Annotated in this window: 21 protein-coding genes, 1 pseudogene and 2 riboswitches; of the genes and pseudogenes, 8 read left to right on the top strand and 14 right to left on the bottom strand. The window is 35.4% G+C overall.

The features are described from left to right. Window positions 1-82 precede the first annotated feature (82 nt). From NST14_RS21495 to comGA, 6 genes and pseudogenes are all read right to left on the bottom strand, one after another. Window positions 83-271: pseudogene (locus tag NST14_RS21495) on the bottom strand (prepilin-type N-terminal cleavage/methylation domain-containing protein); the annotation flags it as partial. After that, window positions 241-543 (bottom strand): competence type IV pilus minor pilin ComGE, encoded by a 303-nt coding sequence (gene comGE / locus NST14_RS21500; protein ID WP_000829518.1) that lies wholly within the window; start codon window positions 541-543, stop codon window positions 241-243. The pseudogene NST14_RS21495 and the gene comGE, both read right to left, overlap by 31 nt. Beyond that, complete coding sequence (gene comGD, locus NST14_RS21505; RefSeq protein WP_000810387.1) at window positions 536-991, bottom strand: comG operon protein ComGD; 456 nt, start codon at window positions 989-991, stop codon at window positions 536-538. Before comGD ends, comGE begins: the two co-directional genes overlap by 8 nt. Next, complete coding sequence (comGC, locus tag NST14_RS21510; protein ID WP_001178694.1) at window positions 988-1,287, bottom strand: competence type IV pilus major pilin ComGC; 300 nt, start codon at window positions 1,285-1,287, stop codon at window positions 988-990. Before comGC ends, comGD begins: the two co-directional genes overlap by 4 nt. 11 nt (window positions 1,288-1,298) lie before the next feature. Next, window positions 1,299-2,330 (bottom strand): competence type IV pilus assembly protein ComGB, encoded by a 1,032-nt coding sequence (gene comGB, locus NST14_RS21515; protein ID WP_000473554.1) that lies wholly within the window; start codon window positions 2,328-2,330, stop codon window positions 1,299-1,301. Further along, window positions 2,323-3,366 (bottom strand): competence protein ComGA, encoded by a 1,044-nt coding sequence (gene comGA / locus NST14_RS21520; RefSeq protein ID WP_001013206.1) that lies wholly within the window; start codon window positions 3,364-3,366, stop codon window positions 2,323-2,325. The genes comGB and comGA overlap by 8 nt, the downstream gene beginning before the upstream one ends. 205 nt (window positions 3,367-3,571) lie before the next feature. Here comGA and NST14_RS21525 point away from each other — a divergent pair, with 205 nt between their 5' ends. The 3 genes from NST14_RS21525 (at window position 3,572) to NST14_RS21535 (ending at window position 6,137) form a co-directional block, all read left to right on the top strand. Further along, on the top strand, window positions 3,572-4,267 hold the full coding sequence (locus NST14_RS21525) for a helix-turn-helix transcriptional regulator (RefSeq protein ID WP_000434109.1): 696 nt from the start codon (window positions 3,572-3,574) through the stop codon (window positions 4,265-4,267). A 125-nt stretch (window positions 4,268-4,392) separates the two neighbouring features. Next, the gene (locus NST14_RS21530) at window positions 4,393-4,635 is read left to right on the top strand and encodes a DUF2626 domain-containing protein (RefSeq protein WP_000440714.1); all 243 of its coding nucleotides are present in this window, start codon (window positions 4,393-4,395) and stop codon (window positions 4,633-4,635) included. A gap of 107 nt (window positions 4,636-4,742) precedes the next feature. Beyond that, window positions 4,743-6,137, top strand: a complete 1,395-nt coding sequence (locus NST14_RS21535) for an L-cystine transporter (protein ID WP_001094339.1) — start codon at window positions 4,743-4,745, stop codon at window positions 6,135-6,137. A 174-nt stretch (window positions 6,138-6,311) separates the two neighbouring features. Here NST14_RS21535 and NST14_RS21540 read toward each other — a convergent pair whose 3' ends face one another. Next, window positions 6,312-6,719 (bottom strand): hypothetical protein, encoded by a 408-nt coding sequence (locus tag NST14_RS21540; protein WP_000877912.1) that lies wholly within the window; start codon window positions 6,717-6,719, stop codon window positions 6,312-6,314. 87 nt (window positions 6,720-6,806) lie between these two features. Further along, the gene (locus NST14_RS21545; protein WP_001008331.1) at window positions 6,807-7,022 is read right to left on the bottom strand and encodes a DUF3912 family protein; all 216 of its coding nucleotides are present in this window, start codon (window positions 7,020-7,022) and stop codon (window positions 6,807-6,809) included. A 254-nt stretch (window positions 7,023-7,276) separates the two neighbouring features. On the opposite strand from NST14_RS21545, the gene NST14_RS21550 reads away from it, so the two are divergent. Next, window positions 7,277-7,588 (top strand): hypothetical protein, encoded by a 312-nt coding sequence (locus NST14_RS21550; protein WP_001093243.1) that lies wholly within the window; start codon window positions 7,277-7,279, stop codon window positions 7,586-7,588. Window positions 7,589-7,624: 36 nt separating this feature from the next. Here NST14_RS21550 and NST14_RS21555 read toward each other — a convergent pair whose 3' ends face one another. The 5 genes from NST14_RS21555 to NST14_RS21575 form a co-directional block, all read right to left on the bottom strand. Beyond that, window positions 7,625-8,113: a hypothetical protein gene (locus NST14_RS21555; protein ID WP_000764272.1), complete on the bottom strand. Its 489-nt coding sequence runs from the start codon at window positions 8,111-8,113 to the stop codon at window positions 7,625-7,627. Between the two features lie 147 nt (window positions 8,114-8,260). After that, a complete protein-coding gene (locus NST14_RS21560; protein ID WP_000817964.1) occupies window positions 8,261-8,521 on the bottom strand; it encodes a DUF3966 domain-containing protein in 261 nt (86 codons plus the stop codon). A 96-nt stretch (window positions 8,522-8,617) separates the two neighbouring features. Beyond that, window positions 8,618-9,676, bottom strand: coding sequence for an undecaprenyldiphospho-muramoylpentapeptide beta-N-acetylglucosaminyltransferase (gene murG / locus NST14_RS21565; protein ID WP_000724754.1), 1,059 nt, complete (start codon window positions 9,674-9,676; stop codon window positions 8,618-8,620). An 18-nt stretch (window positions 9,677-9,694) separates the two neighbouring features. Continuing rightward, a complete protein-coding gene (metH, locus tag NST14_RS21570; protein WP_000649711.1) occupies window positions 9,695-13,093 on the bottom strand; it encodes a methionine synthase in 3,399 nt (1,132 codons plus the stop codon). After that, entirely contained in the window at window positions 13,093-14,925 is a 1,833-nt protein-coding gene (locus NST14_RS21575) for a bifunctional homocysteine S-methyltransferase/methylenetetrahydrofolate reductase (RefSeq protein ID WP_000770334.1), read from the bottom strand. Before NST14_RS21575 ends, metH begins: the two co-directional genes overlap by 1 nt. A gap of 70 nt (window positions 14,926-14,995) precedes the next feature. Further along, window positions 14,996-15,105: riboswitch (SAM riboswitch) on the bottom strand. A gap of 203 nt (window positions 15,106-15,308) precedes the next feature. Further along, window positions 15,309-15,418, top strand: a riboswitch (SAM riboswitch). Between the two features lie 93 nt (window positions 15,419-15,511). Here NST14_RS21575 and metI point away from each other — a divergent pair. From metI to NST14_RS21595, 4 genes are all read left to right on the top strand, one after another. Next, the gene (metI, locus tag NST14_RS21580; RefSeq protein ID WP_000103875.1) at window positions 15,512-16,624 is read left to right on the top strand and encodes a cystathionine gamma-synthase/O-acetylhomoserine thiolyase; all 1,113 of its coding nucleotides are present in this window, start codon (window positions 15,512-15,514) and stop codon (window positions 16,622-16,624) included. Continuing rightward, window positions 16,621-17,784 carry a cystathionine beta-lyase gene (gene metC / locus NST14_RS21585; RefSeq protein ID WP_000122291.1) on the top strand — a complete coding sequence of 388 codons (1,164 nt, stop codon included), beginning with the start codon at window positions 16,621-16,623 and terminating at the stop codon, window positions 17,782-17,784. Before metI ends, metC begins: the two co-directional genes overlap by 4 nt. Before the next feature lie 158 nt (window positions 17,785-17,942). Next, on the top strand, window positions 17,943-18,455 hold the full coding sequence (locus tag NST14_RS21590; RefSeq protein ID WP_000379161.1) for a cysteine hydrolase family protein: 513 nt from the start codon (window positions 17,943-17,945) through the stop codon (window positions 18,453-18,455). 433 nt (window positions 18,456-18,888) lie between these two features. Beyond that, the gene (locus NST14_RS21595; RefSeq protein ID WP_000894375.1) at window positions 18,889-19,179 is read left to right on the top strand and encodes an ArsR/SmtB family transcription factor; all 291 of its coding nucleotides are present in this window, start codon (window positions 18,889-18,891) and stop codon (window positions 19,177-19,179) included. A 143-nt stretch (window positions 19,180-19,322) separates the two neighbouring features. On the opposite strand, the gene NST14_RS21600 is transcribed toward NST14_RS21595, so the two are convergent. Beyond that, window positions 19,323-20,435, bottom strand: coding sequence for a class I SAM-dependent methyltransferase (locus NST14_RS21600; protein WP_001998250.1), 1,113 nt, complete (start codon window positions 20,433-20,435; stop codon window positions 19,323-19,325). Window positions 20,436-20,438: the final 3 nt, after the last annotated feature.

A 20,438-nucleotide genomic window follows, 5' to 3' on the forward strand; every position in this document is an offset into this window, starting at 1 on the left:
AACTGAAAACAAACCCGCAAAACCCTTATCTATCAATGTTCTTCATGTTCAACTAGATTGTAATCAAAACAATAAAAATAATTAATTGTATCTGTCCTACAAACACATCCCATTCCCAATTATTTAACCCTTTTGATTGCTTGTTTTCTATTCCAATAAAGCTTAAACGTGGTAAGAGTAAAAAGAAAAGTGATAACAGAAAAAAACATACGATCATTTCAATTAATGTAAATCCAACTTCTAATTCATTTTTTCTCCCGCATAAAAGCATTGTTCCATCATTTTTCCTTTCACATCTTTCCACATCGCACAAACTTCATTTCCTCCCCAATATGTGTAATATACATTTCCATTTATGACTTTTTCTTTCTGTTGTTTTGCCTCATTCTCATACATATATAAAGCTGCTTCTTTTTTTAATAATACAAATGCCTTATAACGAATTTGTATGTTTTTTCGTTCTTGCATAATCAATACTGTTTGCGGAAGTAGTAAAGATACCATCATCATTACTATACTTAATGCTACAAGCATTTCAGCCATCACTGACCCTTTTTGACATTTCACGATACGTAAATCTCCCTCTTCCAAGCTGGAATACAATCTCATATTTATAACTTCGATACGAAAGTAAAATCGTGCCACCTCTATTAATATTTCCACTCGGATTATATGTCATCGGATTTGGAAAAGTATTCAAATCCAATTGTATATCGCTATCATATTCTCTTTTAATGATAGAATGATCCGTACTCGATTCCCCTATATAATACATATGTCTATCTTTATGCCATCGTAATGTATAGTGTTTTTGACGATTTATAGCTAATTGTTGCATATACAAAATATCATTTGAAAACTGTCTTAAAAATTGTTCGATTTTTTGTTTTTCGTATAATGAATGTACATGAAAATACGTGACCATACTTAATACAGAAATGGCAAATAAAACGAGTAGCATTTCTAAAAGTGTAAAACCTTTTTGCTTCACAGTTTCCCACTTGTTACCGTGCCATCATTGGAAATATGAATAGCTTCACCATTCGGACACTCATCCTTTGTAATATATTTCCCATCAATTAGCTCTTTTAGCGAGGGAATTTTATTATGTTGTAGTTGATATACTTGTATTTGCGCTTCTATAGATTTCACATAGGCTTTACATCCTTTTCCTTCGACGGATGAGCGCTGCGTAACTACATTTGGAATAATTAATAGTAATAATACAGTGATGACGACCATAACTAATAACATTTCTAAAAGGGTAAACCCTTCCTCATTCTGCATGTAAATGCCTCCTATATAGAATTCATCATTTGAAACATTGGCATAATCATCGCTAAATACATAAGAACAACTATTGCTCCAATACACGTAAATAAAATCGGTTGAATAATCACTAACATACGTTTAATTTTTTGCTCCATCTTTTCCATAATCAGATCACTATAATCACCTAATTCAATCGCCAAATTACCGTTTGCTTGACCATGTGTAATAATATAAGAAAGTTCTTCCTCATAATATCCGCTTTTAGCAATAATAGATTGCAACGGTTCTCCCGCAATTAATTGGTGTTTAACTCGGCCCGCTTCATACTGAAAGAACGGCTGATACTTTTGCTCCATCATTATTGTTAGAGCCTCAAGTACTGATAGTCCTCCGTGTAATAAGCCGCTCAATTGAGTAGCGAAATAATGCGAATGCTTTAAAATAAGAAATGTTTTTACGAGGGGGATACGAAGCATAATTTTTACTCGCTTCATATGCGGGAGTTTCCGAAAGTACAATATATATACACTACAACCCACCATAACAATAAAAATAGTGCTAAAAATAAGATAGGGTAGTAGCTTAATTGTACTTAATATTTGTTCTGTGAGTAACGGTGCTGTAGAACCAAATGAACTATATACCATGTCAACTTGTGGTAATAAAATGCGGTTAAAAATCAAAATCATGATTATTAAAAAGAACGCCAAAAACATAGGATACTGCATTATTTTCATCATATCTTTCCTATATTTATCCTTTTTATAAAGAAGTGCACTCCCTTGTTGCAACGCAAAAGAAATATCACCATGTTGCTCGGCATAAAATAAATAGCTTAACATCTCCTGATGAAACTTTAATTGATGAAAAGAATCGTGTAGACTTTTTCCATTTTTTAATCCATCAATCATGCGCTGCAATTGTACTTTCTTTTCTAAAGGTAATTGAAACCGTAAAAATTCTAATGCCTGCAAAAGAGAGTATCCTTTTTCTAATAGTTCTCCTAATCGTTTCAGTAATATTACTTGATCACTTAAACTCCATATTTTCTTAAACATAAACATCCTCTTCTAAAAATCCTAAAGCGTATCCTTTTCGCAACGAAGACTCTAATGTCTCATGCTTGTACGTGACACATTCCCCGTTTGCTTCTTTAATCGCTTGTTTTAACTCATATCCATATAACAACTCATAAATACTCGCTTGCCTTACTTGCCTCATTGATTTACATACAGTTGAGCACTTTCTTTTACAAAACGGACACTTCAATTCAACAAGTCGCTGTGCAGCTATAGCCAATAAAGATTGTTCAATCTCTTGCCTTGTTATGCCAAAGTCCATAAACCGAAGTATTGCTCCTTTCGCATCATTCGTATGCAGTGTCGTCATTACTAAATGGCCAGTCAAACTTGCTCTTATAGCGATTTTTGCTGTTTCTTCATCACGAATTTCACCCACTAAAATAACATCTGGATCATGACGCAAAATAGCCTTTAGTCCCGCCTCATATGTGATACCTGCTTTTTCATTTATTTGAATTTGTAATACATCGTCATTTCTTTTTTCAACTGGATCTTCCAGTGTAACGATGCGGCGTGTTTTCTTTTTTCTAATTACCTCTAATAATGCATACATTGTTGTTGTCTTCCCCGATCCAGTCGGTCCAGTAAATACGAGTAACCCATGGGAATAATGTAAAAAAGAAAGTAGTTTCTTCGCTGTACTTGGAAATAACGAAAGATGAGATAACGGCTGAATAGATGCTTGTAAATGAAGACGAATAACGAGACTTTCTTGATATACAGTTGGAAGCGTGGAAAGACGTAAATACACTTCCTGTCCATCCATTTGTAAATACAGTGAACCATTTTGTGGCTTCCGCCTCTCCCCTATATCCATTGATGCTAAAAATTTAAAGTGTGAAACAAGTTTTTCTCCAAATTCCTTTTCAATGTATTGTTTCGTCATTAAATCTTTCCCTATGCGCAGTTGAATCACTACATCCTTCTTCCGGGGCACAATATGTAAATCCGAAGCTTGTACCCTACACGCCTCTTTCAAAATCGTATTCGCAAAGCTTTCAATTCCATTCATCATTTTTCCCTCCCCACTATGTATATAGCATGAAGAAATCCATCTGAAAAATCGGTATTTTTGCATTTTCACTAGATAAAAAAGGAAAAATATGTTTGTGAAATTATGAACAATTTCCGAATTATTGTCTAAAATTACCTATACCCATGTTTATCTGTATTATAATGTTATTATCTTGGATAAAGTGATAAAGGTGGAGATCCTCATGGAACAAGCTTTAAAAATTACAGGTGTTTTAGCTGACCCAACTCGTTATTACATTTATAAATATATTTCTCAAAAACATAGTTACGTAACTGTACAAGAAATTGCTGATGAGTTTGACATTCATCCAAACGTAGCGCGTTTACATTTATCTAAATTAGAAGATGTTCATATGCTGAAATCTGAAACGAAGAAAACTGGAAAAGGCGGACGACCAAGCAGATTATATGTATTATCTGAAGATGTTATCCAATTACAATTCCCATTCCGTGACTATCAATTGTTAGCAAGAATCGCGTTTAATTCTTTACTTAGCCTTGGTGCTGCTGGTGAAAAAGCGCTCTACGAAACAGGGAAACAATTCGGGGCCGAATTAATGCAACAACATATGCAGCGCTTAAATGTGAGCGAAGATGCTTTAACAGTGGAGCAAAAAGTTCAAATTGCAAAGGAAGCCTTTTCAACAGCTGGCTTATCACCTGCATTTGAATTAAGTGCAGATGGAACAAAAATTTTCTATGATGTACACAATTGTCCATTTAAAGAAGTTGCTGTCCATCACCCAACTGAAATTTGTAATATGCACGGAGATATGATGAAAGGGATTTTTGAAATCCTATTCCCTAACACGGAATTAACACGAAATGATAGTTTACTAGATGGATGTAAATCTTGTAATTATAAACTAACAATTTGATTTCTCATATAAAAAGAAGCCAATTATAATTGGCTTCTTTTTATATGAACGAATATTTACAATAGTAAGAAAAATAAACTATAATGAAGTGAGGTTTACTTTTTTTAGAAAAGGAGGGAGATGGCATGGAGCGCATGTTTCGCGTTCTCGGCTTTTGGACTGGAATTTTCTCGGTTATGTTTTACGTAGGGGATATGCATTCGACTGCACTACTATTTTTAGGACAAACAGGATTCTTCGTACTTTTAAGCTATTTAAATTTAACAGAGCGTATGTATATATACGTATTCGGGGCATATTTAACTGTTTTCTTCATAGGATTTACATACTATACGACATTTTTACTTGTCCCTGGGGCTGGACATTAAAAGATGGCATTTTGCCATCTTTTTTTTAATTCCGGAATTCCCTAGTTGACTTATAGGTTTTATTGATTTATATTCTATATAACAGATTGGAATTAGGGGGAATCATCATGAATACACTGCTTGTCGGAATTAACGTTGCAGTCATGCTCATTTTAGTTGGCGTATTATATTATATGCAACGTAAGCATGTATCTTTTAATAAACGTGTATTTACCGCTTTAGGAGTCGGAATTATCTTCGGTCTTATATTACAATTTATTTATGAGCCAACTTCTAAAGTAATTATTGAATCAAATACTTGGTTTGGCTTAATCGGTAACGGTTATGTGAAGTTACTTCAAATGATCGTTATGCCACTTATTTTAGTATCTATTATTTCAGCATTTACAAAATTACAGTTAACGAAAAACCTTGGTAAAATTAGTGGTCTTATTATCGGAATTTTAATTCTGACTACAGGAATTGCTGCAGCTGTCGGTATCGCTGCAAGTGCAGGATTTGATGTTTCTGCAACTGGTCTGCAACAAGGTGATGCAGAATCTGCTCGTCTGAAGCTAGTTGAAGAAAGATTTACTTCTATTGAAAAAACAACAATTCCAGATAAATTATTAGAGCTGTTACCTACAAATCCATTTCTTGATTTAACAGGTGCTCGTCCAACTTCAACAATTTCTGTTGTAATATTTGCAGCATTTATCGGTATCGCCTTTATAGGTGTAAAACGAAAATATCCAGAACAAGCAGAGCTATTTAAGAAAATGCTTGATGCTGTATATGCAATTGTAATGCGTATGGTAACATTAATTTTACGTCTTACTCCATACGGCGTATTAGCTCTTATGGCAAAAACAGTTGCTGGTAGCGACATAAATGCTATTTTAAAACTTGGTAACTTCGTGTTAGCGTCTTACGTGGCACTTATCGTAATGTTCGTTATCCACTTATTATTAATTGCTCTATCTGGTTTAAATCCAATTCAATATTTGAAAAAGGTGTTCCCTGTATTAACATTTGCATTCACATCTCGCTCTAGTGCTGGTGCAATGCCATTAAATATTGAAGCTCAAAAAGAAAAACTTGGTATTTCTGAAGGGATTGCAAACTTCGCAGCCTCATTTGGAGTATCTATCGGACAAAACGGTTGCGCAGGTATTTATCCAGCAATGCTTGCAATGATGGTCGCTCCAACTGTAGGAATTGATCCATTACAACCACAATTTATTTTAACTTTAATCGCTGTCGTTGCGATTAGCTCATTCGGTGTTGCCGGCGTTGGTGGCGGTGCAACATTCGCAGCGTTAATCGTACTATCTACAATGAACTTACCAATCGGTATTGTCGCTCTTGTTATCTCAGTTGAACCATTAATCGATATGGGGCGTACAGCTCTTAACGTAAGTGGTTCTATGACAGCAGGTCTTATTTCTAGTAAATGGCTTGGTGAATTAGATCAAGATACGTACAATCAAGATGATACAAAAACTGGTGAAATTGCTTCATAATGAAAAGGACGCTAACAAAACGGTTAGCGTCCTTTTTTAGTTCTTTTCATCTTCCTCTTTATCTTTTATACATAAGGCATAACATATTGTTTCAAACACTATGTACAGATATAAAGAAATTACACCGTTTTTCATTTTTTTAATAACTATTAATTATAAACTACAGATTAACTATTATTCCTCACCCGCAAACTGTAAAAATTCTTCCAACCGCTCCTTTAACTCCTCCTCTATCTCACAATAAGATTCATCAACAAGTTCACCACTTAACTTACTTCCCCAAAACCTTATTGGAAGCGGTACTCCTAAAAAATAACTACAACATTCCCAGATAGGAACTGTATAAAATTCAACCATCTTTCCTTCTTCATCTAATACAGCTATCGAAATTGATGAAGAATATCCTGTTTCAAAAGGATTTTCTTTATCTCTGATGAGTTCTATAAATAATTCCATGTTTTTTTCTATGTACAAATGTGAATAATCTTTAAAAAGTTTAAATGCTATTCTCTCTATTTCCTTCTCCATGCATTGAATGTTCTCTTTTAACTCCAATGTAAAATCTCGTTCTGTATACTTCATCTCCGTCTCCTTACACATAGAAAAAGAGAATACAATAACATATTCTCTTTCCTCACATATACTTCATTATCTCACAGCCCGTCCTTTTCACAAATAACCATTTTGTTCGCACCATTTATGAAATTGTCCTACGTCTACTCCAACTAACACGATATCCTTTAGCTCTACCTCAATGATTTGTTCTCCAATTACAATAGCAAACTGCGATTCTAATTTTGTCTCGTTTTTCTTTACAATTCCAATTCGGTTCCGATGCGGTCCATCTTTTATATATGCTTTTTGTCCTACAATATCAAAGTTCAAGATCTTCACCTCTTTTACTGCGCTCAAATTGGAAATACGATCTCCACCTCGGAAAATTTCCTTTCATTGCACTATTTCTCTATATATATGACGAAACAATAAAAGAGTCCTTCCTTCTTTACAATTATTTTTTCTTTGTTTCATTTTTGTGATTGAAACGTAAAGTTTATAATAAAATACACTTGGAAGCGCTTTCTATGTAATTTTTTATGTTATAATGTATAAGTAGAACTTCGTAAAGAGGGTTAAAAAAAATGAATACAAAAATGATAAAAAAAGTAATTGAAGCATTAAAAGTATATGGCTTTCAGAATGTATCATTCTGTGACAAAACGAAGCAATTTTTATTTCATAACGAAACAGATATTATGAGCGGCTATGCAGAAATAACATATAGTAGTCAATTTGAAAAATTCAACGTACAAATTCATCCTATTGAAACGCATCACCAAGCAGAGTTACAAGAGGTTGAAAGACATATACAAGCCTGTATAAGAAAAGTGGAATATTTAAACGCACTTCTTAGCGGACAAACGAAACTAGATGATAAAATTATTATAATGTAAAAAAAGAACGTGATAGTCTCACGTTCTTTTTTTACATTATACATTCATCTTTTCTTTCAGTTGTAATCCTGTAATAGACTCTAATACATCCATTGCTTCTCCAAATGTCATGTCAAAAATTGTTTTAACTTCTATGTATGGAAATTGTCTGAAACGCTTTTCTAACATTTTCACAGCATCCGACGTAAAGTGTGCACTATCGATGCCAAATTCTGTTTCAAGAAGAACGATCCAATCTAACACATGAAAACCTAATCCATTTACGAATGAAATAAGTTTTTCTTCTGACTGTGAAGATAAGAATACGTGTCGTTCCATCTCACTAAAAAGTTCTTCTCCTAAAATATCAGCTAATTCATCATCATGTTCGCGGTCAATGATTTCTTCATAACCATAATCATCTACAAGCTCCTCAACTTCTTCACTATCTGCAAAAAGTAATTGGCTAAGAAGTGCCTCTTTCTTAAATTCGCTATTTTGTACGACTTCTAAAAAGCTCGTTTCCCATCCATTTTCTAATTTCATATTATGTACTCCTTTATATATGTTTCTTATCATCACTGTACCCAAAAGATCACTTTTATAACCTTTTAGATAGTTACTATTATTTCACATGATTCATAACATAAGATGCAAATTCTGCTGCATCTCCTTCAAAAAAAATCCCCATCTTTAAAACTTATTTGCGTTTAAATGATGGGATGCCTCATGGTCTTCTTTTATTTTTTGTTTTTTATAACTTTCATCAGCTAACATTTCTAGTTCTGCTGTTATTTCTGATTTTTCAAGCTCTCTTTCTTGCGAAAACTTCCTTGAAATATAAACAATAACACTACCAACGTACAACACAAAGCATATAATAAGTGCAGTATTTTCATAGAGACTTAGCTCCAACACAGTCACTCCTAATCCATTCGTATTTTCACGCTTCATTAATTGGAATTTCCCTACTAATCCATTTGCTATTGTAACATAAAAACACCGTTTCTTGGAATCTTTCATCCTACTAAAAGAGGCATGATTGTTTCATCATGCCTCTGAAATATGTTGAATGATTGTTTGAATTGCTTCTTTTCCATTATATTTTTTTAGAGCTGTTCTATACACTTCATTATTTTGATTTAATTCTTCGACATGCCTTATAAGAGATTTCACAGTCACATCTTCTTCATACAATACGGAAGCATATCCTTGTCTCTCAAAAGACTCTGCATTTAGTATTTGATCTCCACGACTTGCAAATTTCGATAGTGGAATTAAAACCATCGGCTTTTGCAATGTTAAAAACTCAAAAATGGCATTAGAGCCCGCACGTGAAATAACAAAATCTGTTATGGCTAATATATCTGGCAGTTCTCCGTGTACATACTCAAATTGTTTATATCCTTCTTTATTTTGTAAACTATCATCAAGATTACCTTTTCCGCAAAGGTGAACAATTTGATATTTTTTCAGAAGTTCTGGTAACGCTTCTCGAACCGTTTCATTAATTTTTTTTGCGCCCAAACTTCCTCCCATGATTGTAATAACTGGCTTTTTACGTGAAAAACCTAAAAATGCTAAACCTTTTTCACGATTTCCCTTTAGTACTTCTTCACGTACAGGAGATCCTGTATAAATTACTTTTTCTTTCGGTAAATGTTTCGCAGCTTCTTCAAATGTAACAAATATTTTTGAAGCGAAACGGAGCGCAATTTTGTTTGCTAGTCCTGGCGTCATATCAGATTCATGTAATAAAACTGGTACCCTGTTTAACCATCCTCCAATTACGACTGGTACAGATACGAAACCACCTTTTGAAAAAATTACATCTGGTTTTAGTTTTCGAATCCTTACATACGCTTCCATAACACCCTTCATCACAAGAAAAGGATCTTTTATATTTTTTAAATCAAAATAACGGCGTAGCTTTCCGCTCGCAATACTATAGTACGGAATGCCTTCCTTTTCTATAATCGTTTTCTCAATTCCTTGATGAGAACCAATATAAGAAATATCCCAATTTTGTTCTTGTAAATGTGGAATGATGGCTAAATTAGGTGTTACATGCCCTGCCGAACCGCCACCTGTAAAGACTATTTTTTTCATACGTCTCCCCCTTCTAGACTATAATACACTAAAATATCTTGCCTCGGGGTGAGAAAATACCATAGCCGTTACAGACGCTTCTGGCTCCATCATAAATCCTTCCGTTAATGAAATACCTATTTCCTCTGGATGAATTAAGCGAAATAACTTTTCTTGATCTGCGAGTTCTGGACATGCTGGATAACCGAAGGACACTCGTATCCCTCTATATTTCGTACGGAAGCGTTCTTCCATCGTCAATTCTGGCGAATCTGGAATCCCCCAGCGATCGCGAATGAGCATATGTGTTTTTTCAGCAAGTCCTTCTGCTAGTTCAAGCGCTAACGATTGAATAGCATGACTGCGTAAATAATCACCTTTCGCCTTCCACTCTTCAGCAATTTCACGAACACCTTCTCCAACCGTAACAGATAGGAAAGCAACATAGTCCATCTCATCTCCAACTGGGCGTAAATAGTCACCTAAAGTACGATATGGTGCTTTTCCTTGTCTTGGGAATGTGAAACGCTCTATAACACGCGTATGATCTTCTGGATCATATATTACAATATTCTGTCCGTCGCTTTGCGCTGGGAAAAATTGATACACTGCTTTCGGTTTTAACCAAGATTGTCCTTCCTGCAATAATTCATCTATTAAATCATTTAATTCATGCGCTCTTTTATCTCCCTCTCGCAAAAGTTTCTTCACACTTCCCTTTAGGCCAAGGTGATGTCCAAGCAGCATTTGTCTATTTAGAAATGGCGCGAGATGTGAAACAGGAACATCTCTTAATACAATTCGTTTTGTTGAATCCGGTACGATAACCTCAGCCTTCGGTAATGGCTCAATTACTGCTGGAATTTCTACTTTCTTCTCTTCTTTTGTTACGATATGAAGATGACGTTCTTTTTTATCCTGCTTCATCTTCTCACGCTCTTCTTCTTTTTGAAGCTTATTAATAATATCCAGCCCCGTCATCGCATCACTCGCATAACATACGAGCCCTTTATAAGATGGCGAAATGCGATTATCTGTAAACTTTCTCGTTAACGCTGCCCCGCCTACAACAATTGGAATATCAATATCCGCCGCTTTTAAATCTTCAGCAGTCGTTACCATTTGTTGAGCCGATTTTACTAATAAACCAGAAAGACCTATAATATCAGGCTTCTTTTCTTGTACTTCTTGCACAATTCGATCCGAGCGAACATTAATTCCTAAATTAATAATCTCATATCCGTTATTTGCTAAAATAATTTCAACGAGATTTTTCCCAATATCATGCACATCACCTTTTACAGTTGCTAATAATACTTTCCCTTTTTTCGCACTATCGCTAGATTCCATATGTGGCTCTAAATAACTTACAGCAGCTTTCATACTTTCAGCACTTTGCAATACTTCAGCAACGATAAGCTCATTATTATTAAATAATCTTCCTACCTCATCCATTCCTGTCATAAGTGGGCCATTAATAATATCCAAAGGTTTTCTTCCTTCTGTAAGTGCGAGACTTAAATCTTCGTGTAAACCTTGTTTCGTACCTTCTACAATGTAATTTGCGAGCCTTTCATCAAGTGTTAATGTTTCTTGGACAACAACATCTTTCTTTTTTGCCACGCGATAGAAGTTTGTAAATTTCTCCAACGTCTCTTGCGTCGTTTCAAAAAGCAATGCATCTGCAAGGCGTTTTTCTTCATCAGAAATTGACGCATAGCGCTCTAATTTTTCCGTATTTACAATCGCATAATCTAACCCTGCTTTCGTTGCATGATATAAAAAGACGGAATTTAACACTTCGCGACCAGCTGGTGGTAAACCAAATGATATGTTACTTACACCTAAAATCGTTAAACACTCTGGTAATGCTTCTTTAATAAGGCGAATCCCTTCTATCGTCGCAGCCGCCGAGCCAATATACTCTTCATCACCTGTCCCTACAGGAAATACAAGTGCATCAAAAATAATATCTGATGGGCGTATACCATATTTCGTCGTCAATAACTCATAACTTCTTTTCGCAATTTCTAGTTTTCTTTCCGCACTTACTGCCATTCCATCTTCATCGATTGTTCCAACTACAATTGCAGCACCATATTTACGAAGAAGCGGTGTCACTTTTTTAAATCGCTCTTCTCCATCTTCTAAATTAATTGAATTAATAACAGCTTTCCCTTGAATATAAGTAAGAGCTCGCTCCATCACATGTTCATCTGTTGAGTCAATCATAATCGGTACTTTTAACACTTTCGTAACTTCTGCCAAGAAGTTTTCCATATCTTCTATTTCATCGCGGTCCGGGTCTGCCATACAAATATCAATAATATGAGCATTTTTCTTCACTTGCGCTCTAGCGATTTCAGCAGCCTCTTCAAATTTCCCTTCTGCTACTAATCTTTTAAATTTACGTGATCCAATAACATTTGTTCTTTCACCAACAAATAACGGTCTCATAGAGTCATCATATTGCAGTGCCTCTAATCCACTAACCCCATGTCCCGCTCTCTCTTGCTGTTCACGAGGTTTAAGAGACGTTAATGCGGATTTCATTGCTTTTATATGTTCTGGTGTTGTACCACAACAACCACCGATAATATTAACCCATCCTTCTTCTGCAAATCGCTTCACTTTCTCGGCAAGCGAGGATGGAGATTCATGATAATGTCCATCTTCATCAGGAAGACCTGCATTTGGATAACAAGAAATGTAACACTCCGATAAATCAGATAGAGAACGAATATGGTCTCTCATAAACTCCGGACCAGTCGCACAGTTTAATCCAACAGATAATGGCTTCATATGTTCTACCGATAAGTAAAAAGCCTCAATTGTTTGCCCAGCTAGAGTCGTTCCCATCGGTTCAATCGTTCCCGAAATCATGATAGGTACAACTGTATTTAGTTCATCAAAAGCCGCTTGAATTCCAATATAAGCAGCCTTCACGTTACGCATATCTTGACTCGTCTCAACGAGTAATACATCCACTTCTCCTTTCAACAATCCTCTTGCCTGCCGCGTATAAGCTTCAATTAATTCTTCAAACGTTACACCACCAGTAACACTAATCGCTTTCGTTGTCGGTCCCATTGCTCCCGCAACATATACTTCCTTCCCGCTTTCTTCGACTGCTTGCTTCGCTAAACGCGCTGCCTTCTCATTTAGCTCCTCGTCTAAATGAGATAACTCATAATCACTTAGTACAATATTGGTTGCCCCAAATGTATTTGTTTCAATAATATCCGCTCCAGCTTCAATATAGGCTTTATGAATCTTTAAAATAACATCTGGTCTTGTTTCTACTAAATACTCATTACACCCTTCGTACTCCTCTCCTCCGAAATCTTCCGCAGTTAAATCCTCTTGCTGGATCATCGTTCCCATTGCACCATCTAATAGTAAGATGTTATTTTGTAATTTTTCTTCTATACATTTCATCAATTAATACCTTCTTTCACTTCTTGCTTTTCTCTCACATATTTAACAAGATGTTCTGTAATTTCATATTTTAAAAATGGTGTAATAAGATAAATGCCGTTAAAGTATTTCATCGCCGCATCGATTAATTCTTGAGAAATACGAATCCCTTCCTCAATTGCTGCCTCTTTCGTTTCATGTCCATCCATTCTCTCTCTTACTGCTTCAGGTAAAGTAATACCGGGCACCTCAAAATGAAGAAAATCTGCATTCCGTTTACTTATTAATGGCATAATTCCAATAAAAATAGGTTGTTCTAAATGCTTTGTCGCTTCATACACTTCTTCAATTAACGCGATATCATAGATTGGCTGCGTTAAGAAATATTCTGCTCCAGCATCTATTTTCCGTTCCATTCGCTTAACCGCTGCTTTTAAATGTCTTACATGCGGGTTAAATGCACCGCCCACAGAAAACCTTGTTGCCGGTCCAATGGATTTCCCTAAAACGGAACGCCCATCGTTCATTTCTTTAATCATTTTAATGAGCTCGATAGAGGACAAATCATATACAGAAGTGGCACCTGGAAAATCACCAACGCGCGCTGGATCTCCAGTTAAAGCTAACACTTCTTCCATGCCTAACGCTGATAATCCTAGTAAATGAGATTGTAGTCCGATGACGTTATGGTCTCTACATGTTAAGTGCGTCAATACCGGAATATCATGCTTCGTTAATAATGCTCCCATTGCCATATTCGAGATACGGGGCGATGCTAATGAATTATCTGCTAGAGTAATAGCATCTGCTCCAGCTCTTTTCAATGCTCTTGCGCCTTCAAAAAACCGCTGCGTATCTAACGTTTTTGGTGGATCTAATTCCACTACTACGGTCGTTTGTTTTTTTGCTTTCTCTGCTAAAGTGACATGAGCTTTTGAACGTTTCTCATGTGTATGAACTACTTTCGGTCTTTGAACCGTATCCTTTTCTATTACAGGCGTAACATTTAGAGTAGCACGTTTCATACTTTCAATATGTTCTGGAGTCGTGCCACAACAACCGCCCAATAACCGAATACCTTGCTCAATAAATTTCGGTGTCATCGCTTCAAAATAAGCTGGACTTCCCTCATATACGTATCGTCCCTCTACATAATTTGGGAGACCTGCATTTGGATATGCTGACAAGTAACCATTTTTCGGAATCGATATCATTTTAAAAGCTTCCGTCATATGAAGTGGCCCTAGTTGGCAGTTCAATCCAACAACATTTGCACCGTAATCTAAAAGTTGTTTTAATATTTCATTTACATCATTTCCATTTTGAGTCGTACCCGCCTCATGTAACGCCAATTGCGCTACAATTGGAATATTTGTTTCTTTTCGTAACACCTGGACAGCATGAAGTAATTCAAACTCATCATAAAAAGTCTCTAATAGCAGTCCATCAACCTGTTCTTCTAATAATGCACTTGCCTGTTCCAGTAACATAAATTCTCGCTCCATATCAGTTGTCGTAACCGCCCCGATATGTTTCATACCACCAATTGTGCCTAAAATTGCATTTCTGTCTGTAACAGATGCTTTCGCCAGTTTTACTGCCGCTCTATTAATTTCAGTAACTTGATTTTCTAATCCATACATACGTAATTTCGCTTCATTTGCTCCATACGTATTTGTTTGAATCACATCTGCCCCAGCCGCTACATATTGCTTATGAATCGATATAATTAAATCTGGATCAGATATATTCAATTCTTCAAAACTACTTTGCAAACCATGTGAATGTAATAACGTCCCAACCGCACCATCACCTATTACAATTCCTTTTGATAATAAATCTAGTAATTTCACAAATCTCCCTCATTTCTATCAATATAAAAACCCCCTCTTCACTTTGAAGAGGGGGACATAATCGATCCTCCTCTTATTATGCAAAACATTCGTTTTGCAGGTATTAGCACCGTTTCAAACATTTCGTTTGAAGGTTGCCGGGTTTCACAGGGCCTTTCCCTCCACCGCTCTCAATAAGAGTTTGTCTTTATTATTTTATTTATGTAGCTAAAAGGAAATGCGTTCCCCTTTTAACAATGTTTGTTAATTTTTTTATAAATTTAGCACGCACAAATACAAAAGTCAATGACACTTGCGGAAAAATAAAAATTATTTAAAATAAAGTTGCAATTCAATTATCTTTTGTTGTAAAGTTAAAAACATAATAAAATTTCATACGAACATTCTTATCTAGAGAGGTAGAGGGACTGGCCCTATGACGCCTCAGCAACCATTAACATTTGTTAATAAGGTGCTAATTCCAGCAAATTGTGAAAGATTTGACAGATGAGAAGAAGACTCTATTCAAACCGAAAGCCTTCTTCTTAGAAGGCTTTTTTATTTTATATTCAACTAATGGTTCAATTTAAAAAGGAGGAATTTTCACATGTCAACTATCGAAACAAAATTAGCGCAAATCGGAAACCGGAGTGAAACTACAACAGGAACTGTTAATCCACCTGTTTATTTTTCAACTGCTTATCGTCACGAAGGAATTGGTAAATCTACTGGATTTGATTATTCACGAACTGGAAATCCAACGCGCGGCCTATTAGAACAGGCAATCGCAGACTTAGAATGCGGTGAACAAGGTTATGCCTGTAGTTCAGGGATGGCAGCCGTTCTTCTTGTCCTTTCCCTATTCCGCTCTGGAGACGAACTTATTGTTTCTGAAGATTTATACGGTGGCACTTATCGATTATTTTCTGAGCACGAAAAAAAGTGGAACGTTCGATGTAGATACGTAAATACACAATCTATTAAACAAATTGAGCAAGCCATCACAACGAAAACGAAGGCTATTTTCATAGAAACTCCAACTAATCCATTAATGCAAGTTACCGATATTGCCGCTGTTGCAACTGTAGCGAAAAGACACGGACTACTTCTTATTGTAGACAACACATTCTACACACCTTATATACAGCAGCCATTAACAGAAGGTGCCGATATTGTACTTCATAGCGCAACGAAATATTTAGGTGGTCATAACGATGTACTAAGCGGACTTGTCGTTGCAAAAGGAAAGGAACTTTGTGAGGAAATCGCTCATTATCATAATGCCTCTGGTGCGGTCTTAAGTCCATTTGACTCATGGCTATTAATCCGTGGTATGAAAACGTTAGCGCTTCGCATGAGACAACATGAAGAAAATGCAAAAGCAGTTGTTGCTTATTTAAATGATGAGGATGGGGTGACAGATGTATTTTATCCTGGAAGAGGCGGCATGATCTCGTTTCGTCTGAAAGATGAAACATGGATTAATCCATTCTTACAATCTTTATCCTTAATTACATTTGCCGAAAGTCTCGGTGGTGTTGAAAGTTTAATGACATATCCAGCAACACAAACACACGCTGATATTCCTGAAGAAATTAGAACAGCAAACGGTGTATGTAATCGTCTTCTTCGATTTTCCGTTGGTATTGAAAATAGTAACGATTTAATTCAAGACTTAAAGCAAGCCATTAAACTTGTAAAAGAAGGTGTAAGAATATGAGTTATTCTATAGATACACTCTTACTGCACAACCAATATAAACATGACTCGCAAACAGGAGCTGTTAACGTTCCCATCTATAACACATCAACATTTCACCAATTTGATGTAGATACGTTCGGGAAATATGACTATAGCAGGTCAGGCAATCCAACTCGTGAAGCTCTTGAAGACATCATTGCTTTATTAGAAGGCGGAACAAAAGGATTTGCCTTCGCATCAGGAATTGCAGCGATTTCTACTGCATTCCTCCTCCTTTCACAAGGTGATCACGTACTCATTTCAGAAGACGTATACGGAGGAACTTATCGAATGATAACTGAAGTTCTCTCCCGTTACGGTGTTTCACATACATTTGTTGATATGACCAATTTAGAAGAAATAAAGCAAAACATTAAGCCAAATACAAAACTCTTTTATGTAGAAACACCTTCCAATCCACTTTTAAAAGTGACAGATATTCGTGCTGTTTCTAAACTTGCAAAATCTATTGGCGCCCTTACTTTTGTTGATAATACATTTTTGACACCACTATTCCAGAAACCACTTGACCTTGGCGCTGATGTCGTTCTTCATAGTGCCACAAAATTCATTGCCGGTCATAGTGATGTTACTGCCGGATTAGCAGTTGTAAAAGATACCGATCTCGCTCAAAAACTTGGCTTTTTACAAAATTCATTCGGCGCTATTCTAGGCCCGCAAGATTGTTCTCTCGTACTTCGTGGTCTAAAAACATTGCATGTACGTCTTGAGCATTCAGCTGCTAATGCCAATAAAATTGCACACTATTTACAAGAGCACGCTAAAGTTCAAAATGTCTATTATCCAGGATTACAAACACATCTTGGATTTAACATTCAACAATCTCAAGCTACATCAGCAGGAGCTGTCCTATCTTTCACTTTACAATCAGAAGACGCACTTCGCCAATTTTTATCAAAAGTAAAATTACCTGTCTTTGCGGTTAGTTTAGGGGCTGTCGAATCGATCCTTTCCTACCCAGCTAAAATGTCACATGCAGCACTATCGCAAGAAGCTCGTGATGAAAGAGGGATTTCAAATTCATTACTTCGGCTATCCGTCGGTCTTGAAAATGTTGACGATTTAATATCCGATTTTGAAAATGCCCTTTCTTATGTAGAAGAGCCTGTAAATGCATAGAGCGAAAAGAAGATATGAAATTAAATTTTCATATCTTCTTTTTATGTTTTCGATTATACTTTTTACTTTTCGTATAGTTCATAAAAAAAGAAAGAGTACACCCATTTCCAAGTAATGAATTAATTGATATATTAAGAAGTAAAAAAGGGGCAAAAATAATGGATACTTGTGCAGATATTTTAATCGTTATCGATCTACAAAATGGAGTATGTTATAGCGAAGAACATTTATTTGACTTACAAAATTTACTTACAAAAGTAAATAAAAGAATTTCTTCATACAGAAAATCAAATAAACCAATTCTTTTCGTTCAACATTGTGATGATGATTTAGTACCTGAAAAAGAACTTTGGGCTATTCATTCAGATTTAGATGTTCAAAAACAAGATTTTTTTGTAAGAAAAACACATGCCAATTCTTTTTATAACACAAACTTGAAAGAGATTTTAGATCAATTATCTGTACATCGTATTGAATTTTGTGGTGCCCAAACAGAGTACTGTATGGATACCACGATTAAATTTGCCCATGGACTAGGGTACGAAAACTTCATGTTCCAGAAAGCAACCTCTACGTTAAATAATCCATTTATGTCCGCAAAAGAGACAATTGATTTTTATGAAAATATATGGAACCACAGATTTTTAAAATTGATGAAAGATGAAATCTAGAATACATAACTAACATCTTGGTAATTCTAAGATTTATCAGCTATATTCAAACATTTCATTTTCACCATAAAGAAGCTGACTACATTCGGCTTCTTTTCTTTTAACCTGTTTTATATTCTATATATAACATTATAATTCCTTTGTCATATTATTTTAAAAATTTCGTATATTCATTTGAAAGAATAAGAAAATCATGATAAAATTGTGTTACAAATATATCTATATCTTTCAATTTTTAAAACGCATCGAAATTTTCACCCAAAAATGTCATTTTACAAAACCGTGCTAAATTATCTACTTTATTTACATCAGGGTCTCTTTTCTTACAATTTCTTTACTTTAGGAATGTTTTTCTGCAACAACTGTTTTCTTTTCTTTAATTTTTTGGTATGTATAGTATGGTATAACAGCTCACACGGAGGTGGAAAAGAACATGTTAGAAACCTTTCAAAAAGAAATAGAACTATATGAAAGCAATGCAGAATTATTGAAAGTACTTGCTCATCCTGTTCGCTTATGTATTGTAAAAGGATTAATTGAACGCGGTCCAAGCAACGTTTCTACAATGTACACTGGCTTAAACATGCCACAATCTACAATTTCACAGCATTTAGCAAAGTTAAAAAGTGCTAAAATCGTTTCAAGTGAAAGAAAAGGATTGGAAATTTATTACAAAGTAGAAAACGAGACAATTATTCAACTCGTTCGCGTATTATTGGGTTAGGGACTCATAGACAGAAAAAAAGGATGTATTTTATATTTTTCATCTCATATCTTTAATATAAATATATATCATGAGAGGAAATATATGATGCTACATAAGTCGTATTAAAAAACAAGACACAGAACTATGCTGTGTCTTGTTTTTTATATTTTCAAATACCGATCCAAGTGTAACTGTTGCATATGTTTCGTATGTATAACAACATCACATGCACTCCCCAATCCTCCGCTCAAAATCATAGAATGAACTGCACGATTTTGTTGTTGAATTTCAGAAAAAGGATCCCGATCTTGATGATTCGTAAGCAGCTCTAGTATTCCTGCTGCTAACAAAAACTCAGATTGTTTCTTATGCCATACCATATTCATACCTTGCAGGCTAAACATTTCTTTCAGTTCGTCCCAATGAATATGAGTAGTAAGATCCATTTCACCTGGATACGCTAAAGGATTACGAATTAATTTATGCTCGTAATATCCTCGTAAACTACCTTCTTGATGTGCAGGATGCATCCATTCTTCTTTTGTATATCCATAATCAACTGTAATACATACACCTCGTTGAAACCATTTCGCAATTTCTTTTATATATTCTTCCATCGCAATTGGCACTTCAAAACGCTGGCCTTCAGCGAGATGAATATTATATTTCAATAAGTATCGACCAATTCTTTTATGTAACGGCCTACATACTTCTGCAAGTTTCCCTTCCTCTGTGTACGTAACACGTACTTCATACAATATTCCATTTCTCTTCTCAATTACTTCAACAGGAAATGCATCAAATAACTCATTCGAAAAAAGAATCCCCTCGAACGATTCTCCCATTTCACTATGCGACGTATAATATGACACATTAGAAAACGAACAAAGAGTCTTTTGCTGCAATTTTCTATGAAAAGGGCTCATTTCAATTATCGAATAGTTTAAATCAATAAAGGTTTCCGGTGATAATTGCTTCCATTCTTGTAAAACATCATAGGCAAACCTTCCTGTCCCCCCACCAATCTCACAAATATGTGGAGCAACTTCACCATTTTCAACAAGACGAATAAAAAACTTAGCAAAAGTTTTTGCAAACACAGAGGATACGTTGCTACTTGTAAAAAAATCCCCTTGTCTTCCTATTTTTTCACGTTCTTTCATATAATATCCATGTTCCTCTGCATATAATGCGAGGTTCATATATGTACTGTATGAAATTGAATAATCCTTTTCTTTTTCCATCCATTCTTTTAAAATGAGCTCCATCCCCATACT

Source organism: Bacillus sp. FSL W8-0519 (assembly GCF_038005585.1).
In the GTDB taxonomy this organism is placed as follows: Bacteria; Bacillota; Bacilli; order Bacillales; family Bacillaceae_G; genus Bacillus_A; species Bacillus_A paranthracis.

Bases quoted from the DNA above. Each gene is read 5' to 3' on its own strand.
- NST14_RS21535 (WP_001094339.1), top strand. From the start codon at position 4,743: ATGAATACACTGCTTGTCGGAATTAACGTTGCAGTCATGCTCATTTTA.
- NST14_RS21540 (WP_000877912.1), bottom strand. From the start codon at position 6,719: ATGAAGTATACAGAACGAGATTTTACATTGGAGTTAAAAGAGAACATT.
- NST14_RS21560 (WP_000817964.1), bottom strand. From the start codon at position 8,521: ATGAAGCGTGAAAATACGAATGGATTAGGAGTGACTGTGTTGGAGCTA.
- comGA (WP_001013206.1), bottom strand. From the start codon at position 3,366: ATGAATGGAATTGAAAGCTTTGCGAATACGATTTTGAAAGAGGCGTGT.
- NST14_RS21525 (WP_000434109.1), top strand. From the start codon at position 3,572: ATGGAACAAGCTTTAAAAATTACAGGTGTTTTAGCTGACCCAACTCGT.
- metC (WP_000122291.1), top strand. From the start codon at position 16,621: ATGAGTTATTCTATAGATACACTCTTACTGCACAACCAATATAAACAT.
- NST14_RS21555 (WP_000764272.1), bottom strand. From the start codon at position 8,113: ATGAAATTAGAAAATGGATGGGAAACGAGCTTTTTAGAAGTCGTACAA.
- NST14_RS21590 (WP_000379161.1), top strand. From the start codon at position 17,943: ATGGATACTTGTGCAGATATTTTAATCGTTATCGATCTACAAAATGGA.
- murG (WP_000724754.1), bottom strand. From the start codon at position 9,676: ATGAAAAAAATAGTCTTTACAGGTGGCGGTTCGGCAGGGCATGTAACA.
- NST14_RS21530 (WP_000440714.1), top strand. From the start codon at position 4,393: ATGGAGCGCATGTTTCGCGTTCTCGGCTTTTGGACTGGAATTTTCTCG.
- NST14_RS21600 (WP_001998250.1), bottom strand. From the start codon at position 20,435: ATGGGGATGGAGCTCATTTTAAAAGAATGGATGGAAAAAGAAAAGGAT.
- comGE (WP_000829518.1), bottom strand. From the start codon at position 543: ATGGCTGAAATGCTTGTAGCATTAAGTATAGTAATGATGATGGTATCT.
- NST14_RS21550 (WP_001093243.1), top strand. From the start codon at position 7,277: ATGAATACAAAAATGATAAAAAAAGTAATTGAAGCATTAAAAGTATAT.
- metH (WP_000649711.1), bottom strand. From the start codon at position 13,093: ATGAAATGTATAGAAGAAAAATTACAAAATAACATCTTACTATTAGAT.
- NST14_RS21595 (WP_000894375.1), top strand. From the start codon at position 18,889: ATGTTAGAAACCTTTCAAAAAGAAATAGAACTATATGAAAGCAATGCA.
- metI (WP_000103875.1), top strand. From the start codon at position 15,512: ATGTCAACTATCGAAACAAAATTAGCGCAAATCGGAAACCGGAGTGAA.
- comGB (WP_000473554.1), bottom strand. From the start codon at position 2,330: ATGTTTAAGAAAATATGGAGTTTAAGTGATCAAGTAATATTACTGAAA.
- comGC (WP_001178694.1), bottom strand. From the start codon at position 1,287: ATGCAGAATGAGGAAGGGTTTACCCTTTTAGAAATGTTATTAGTTATG.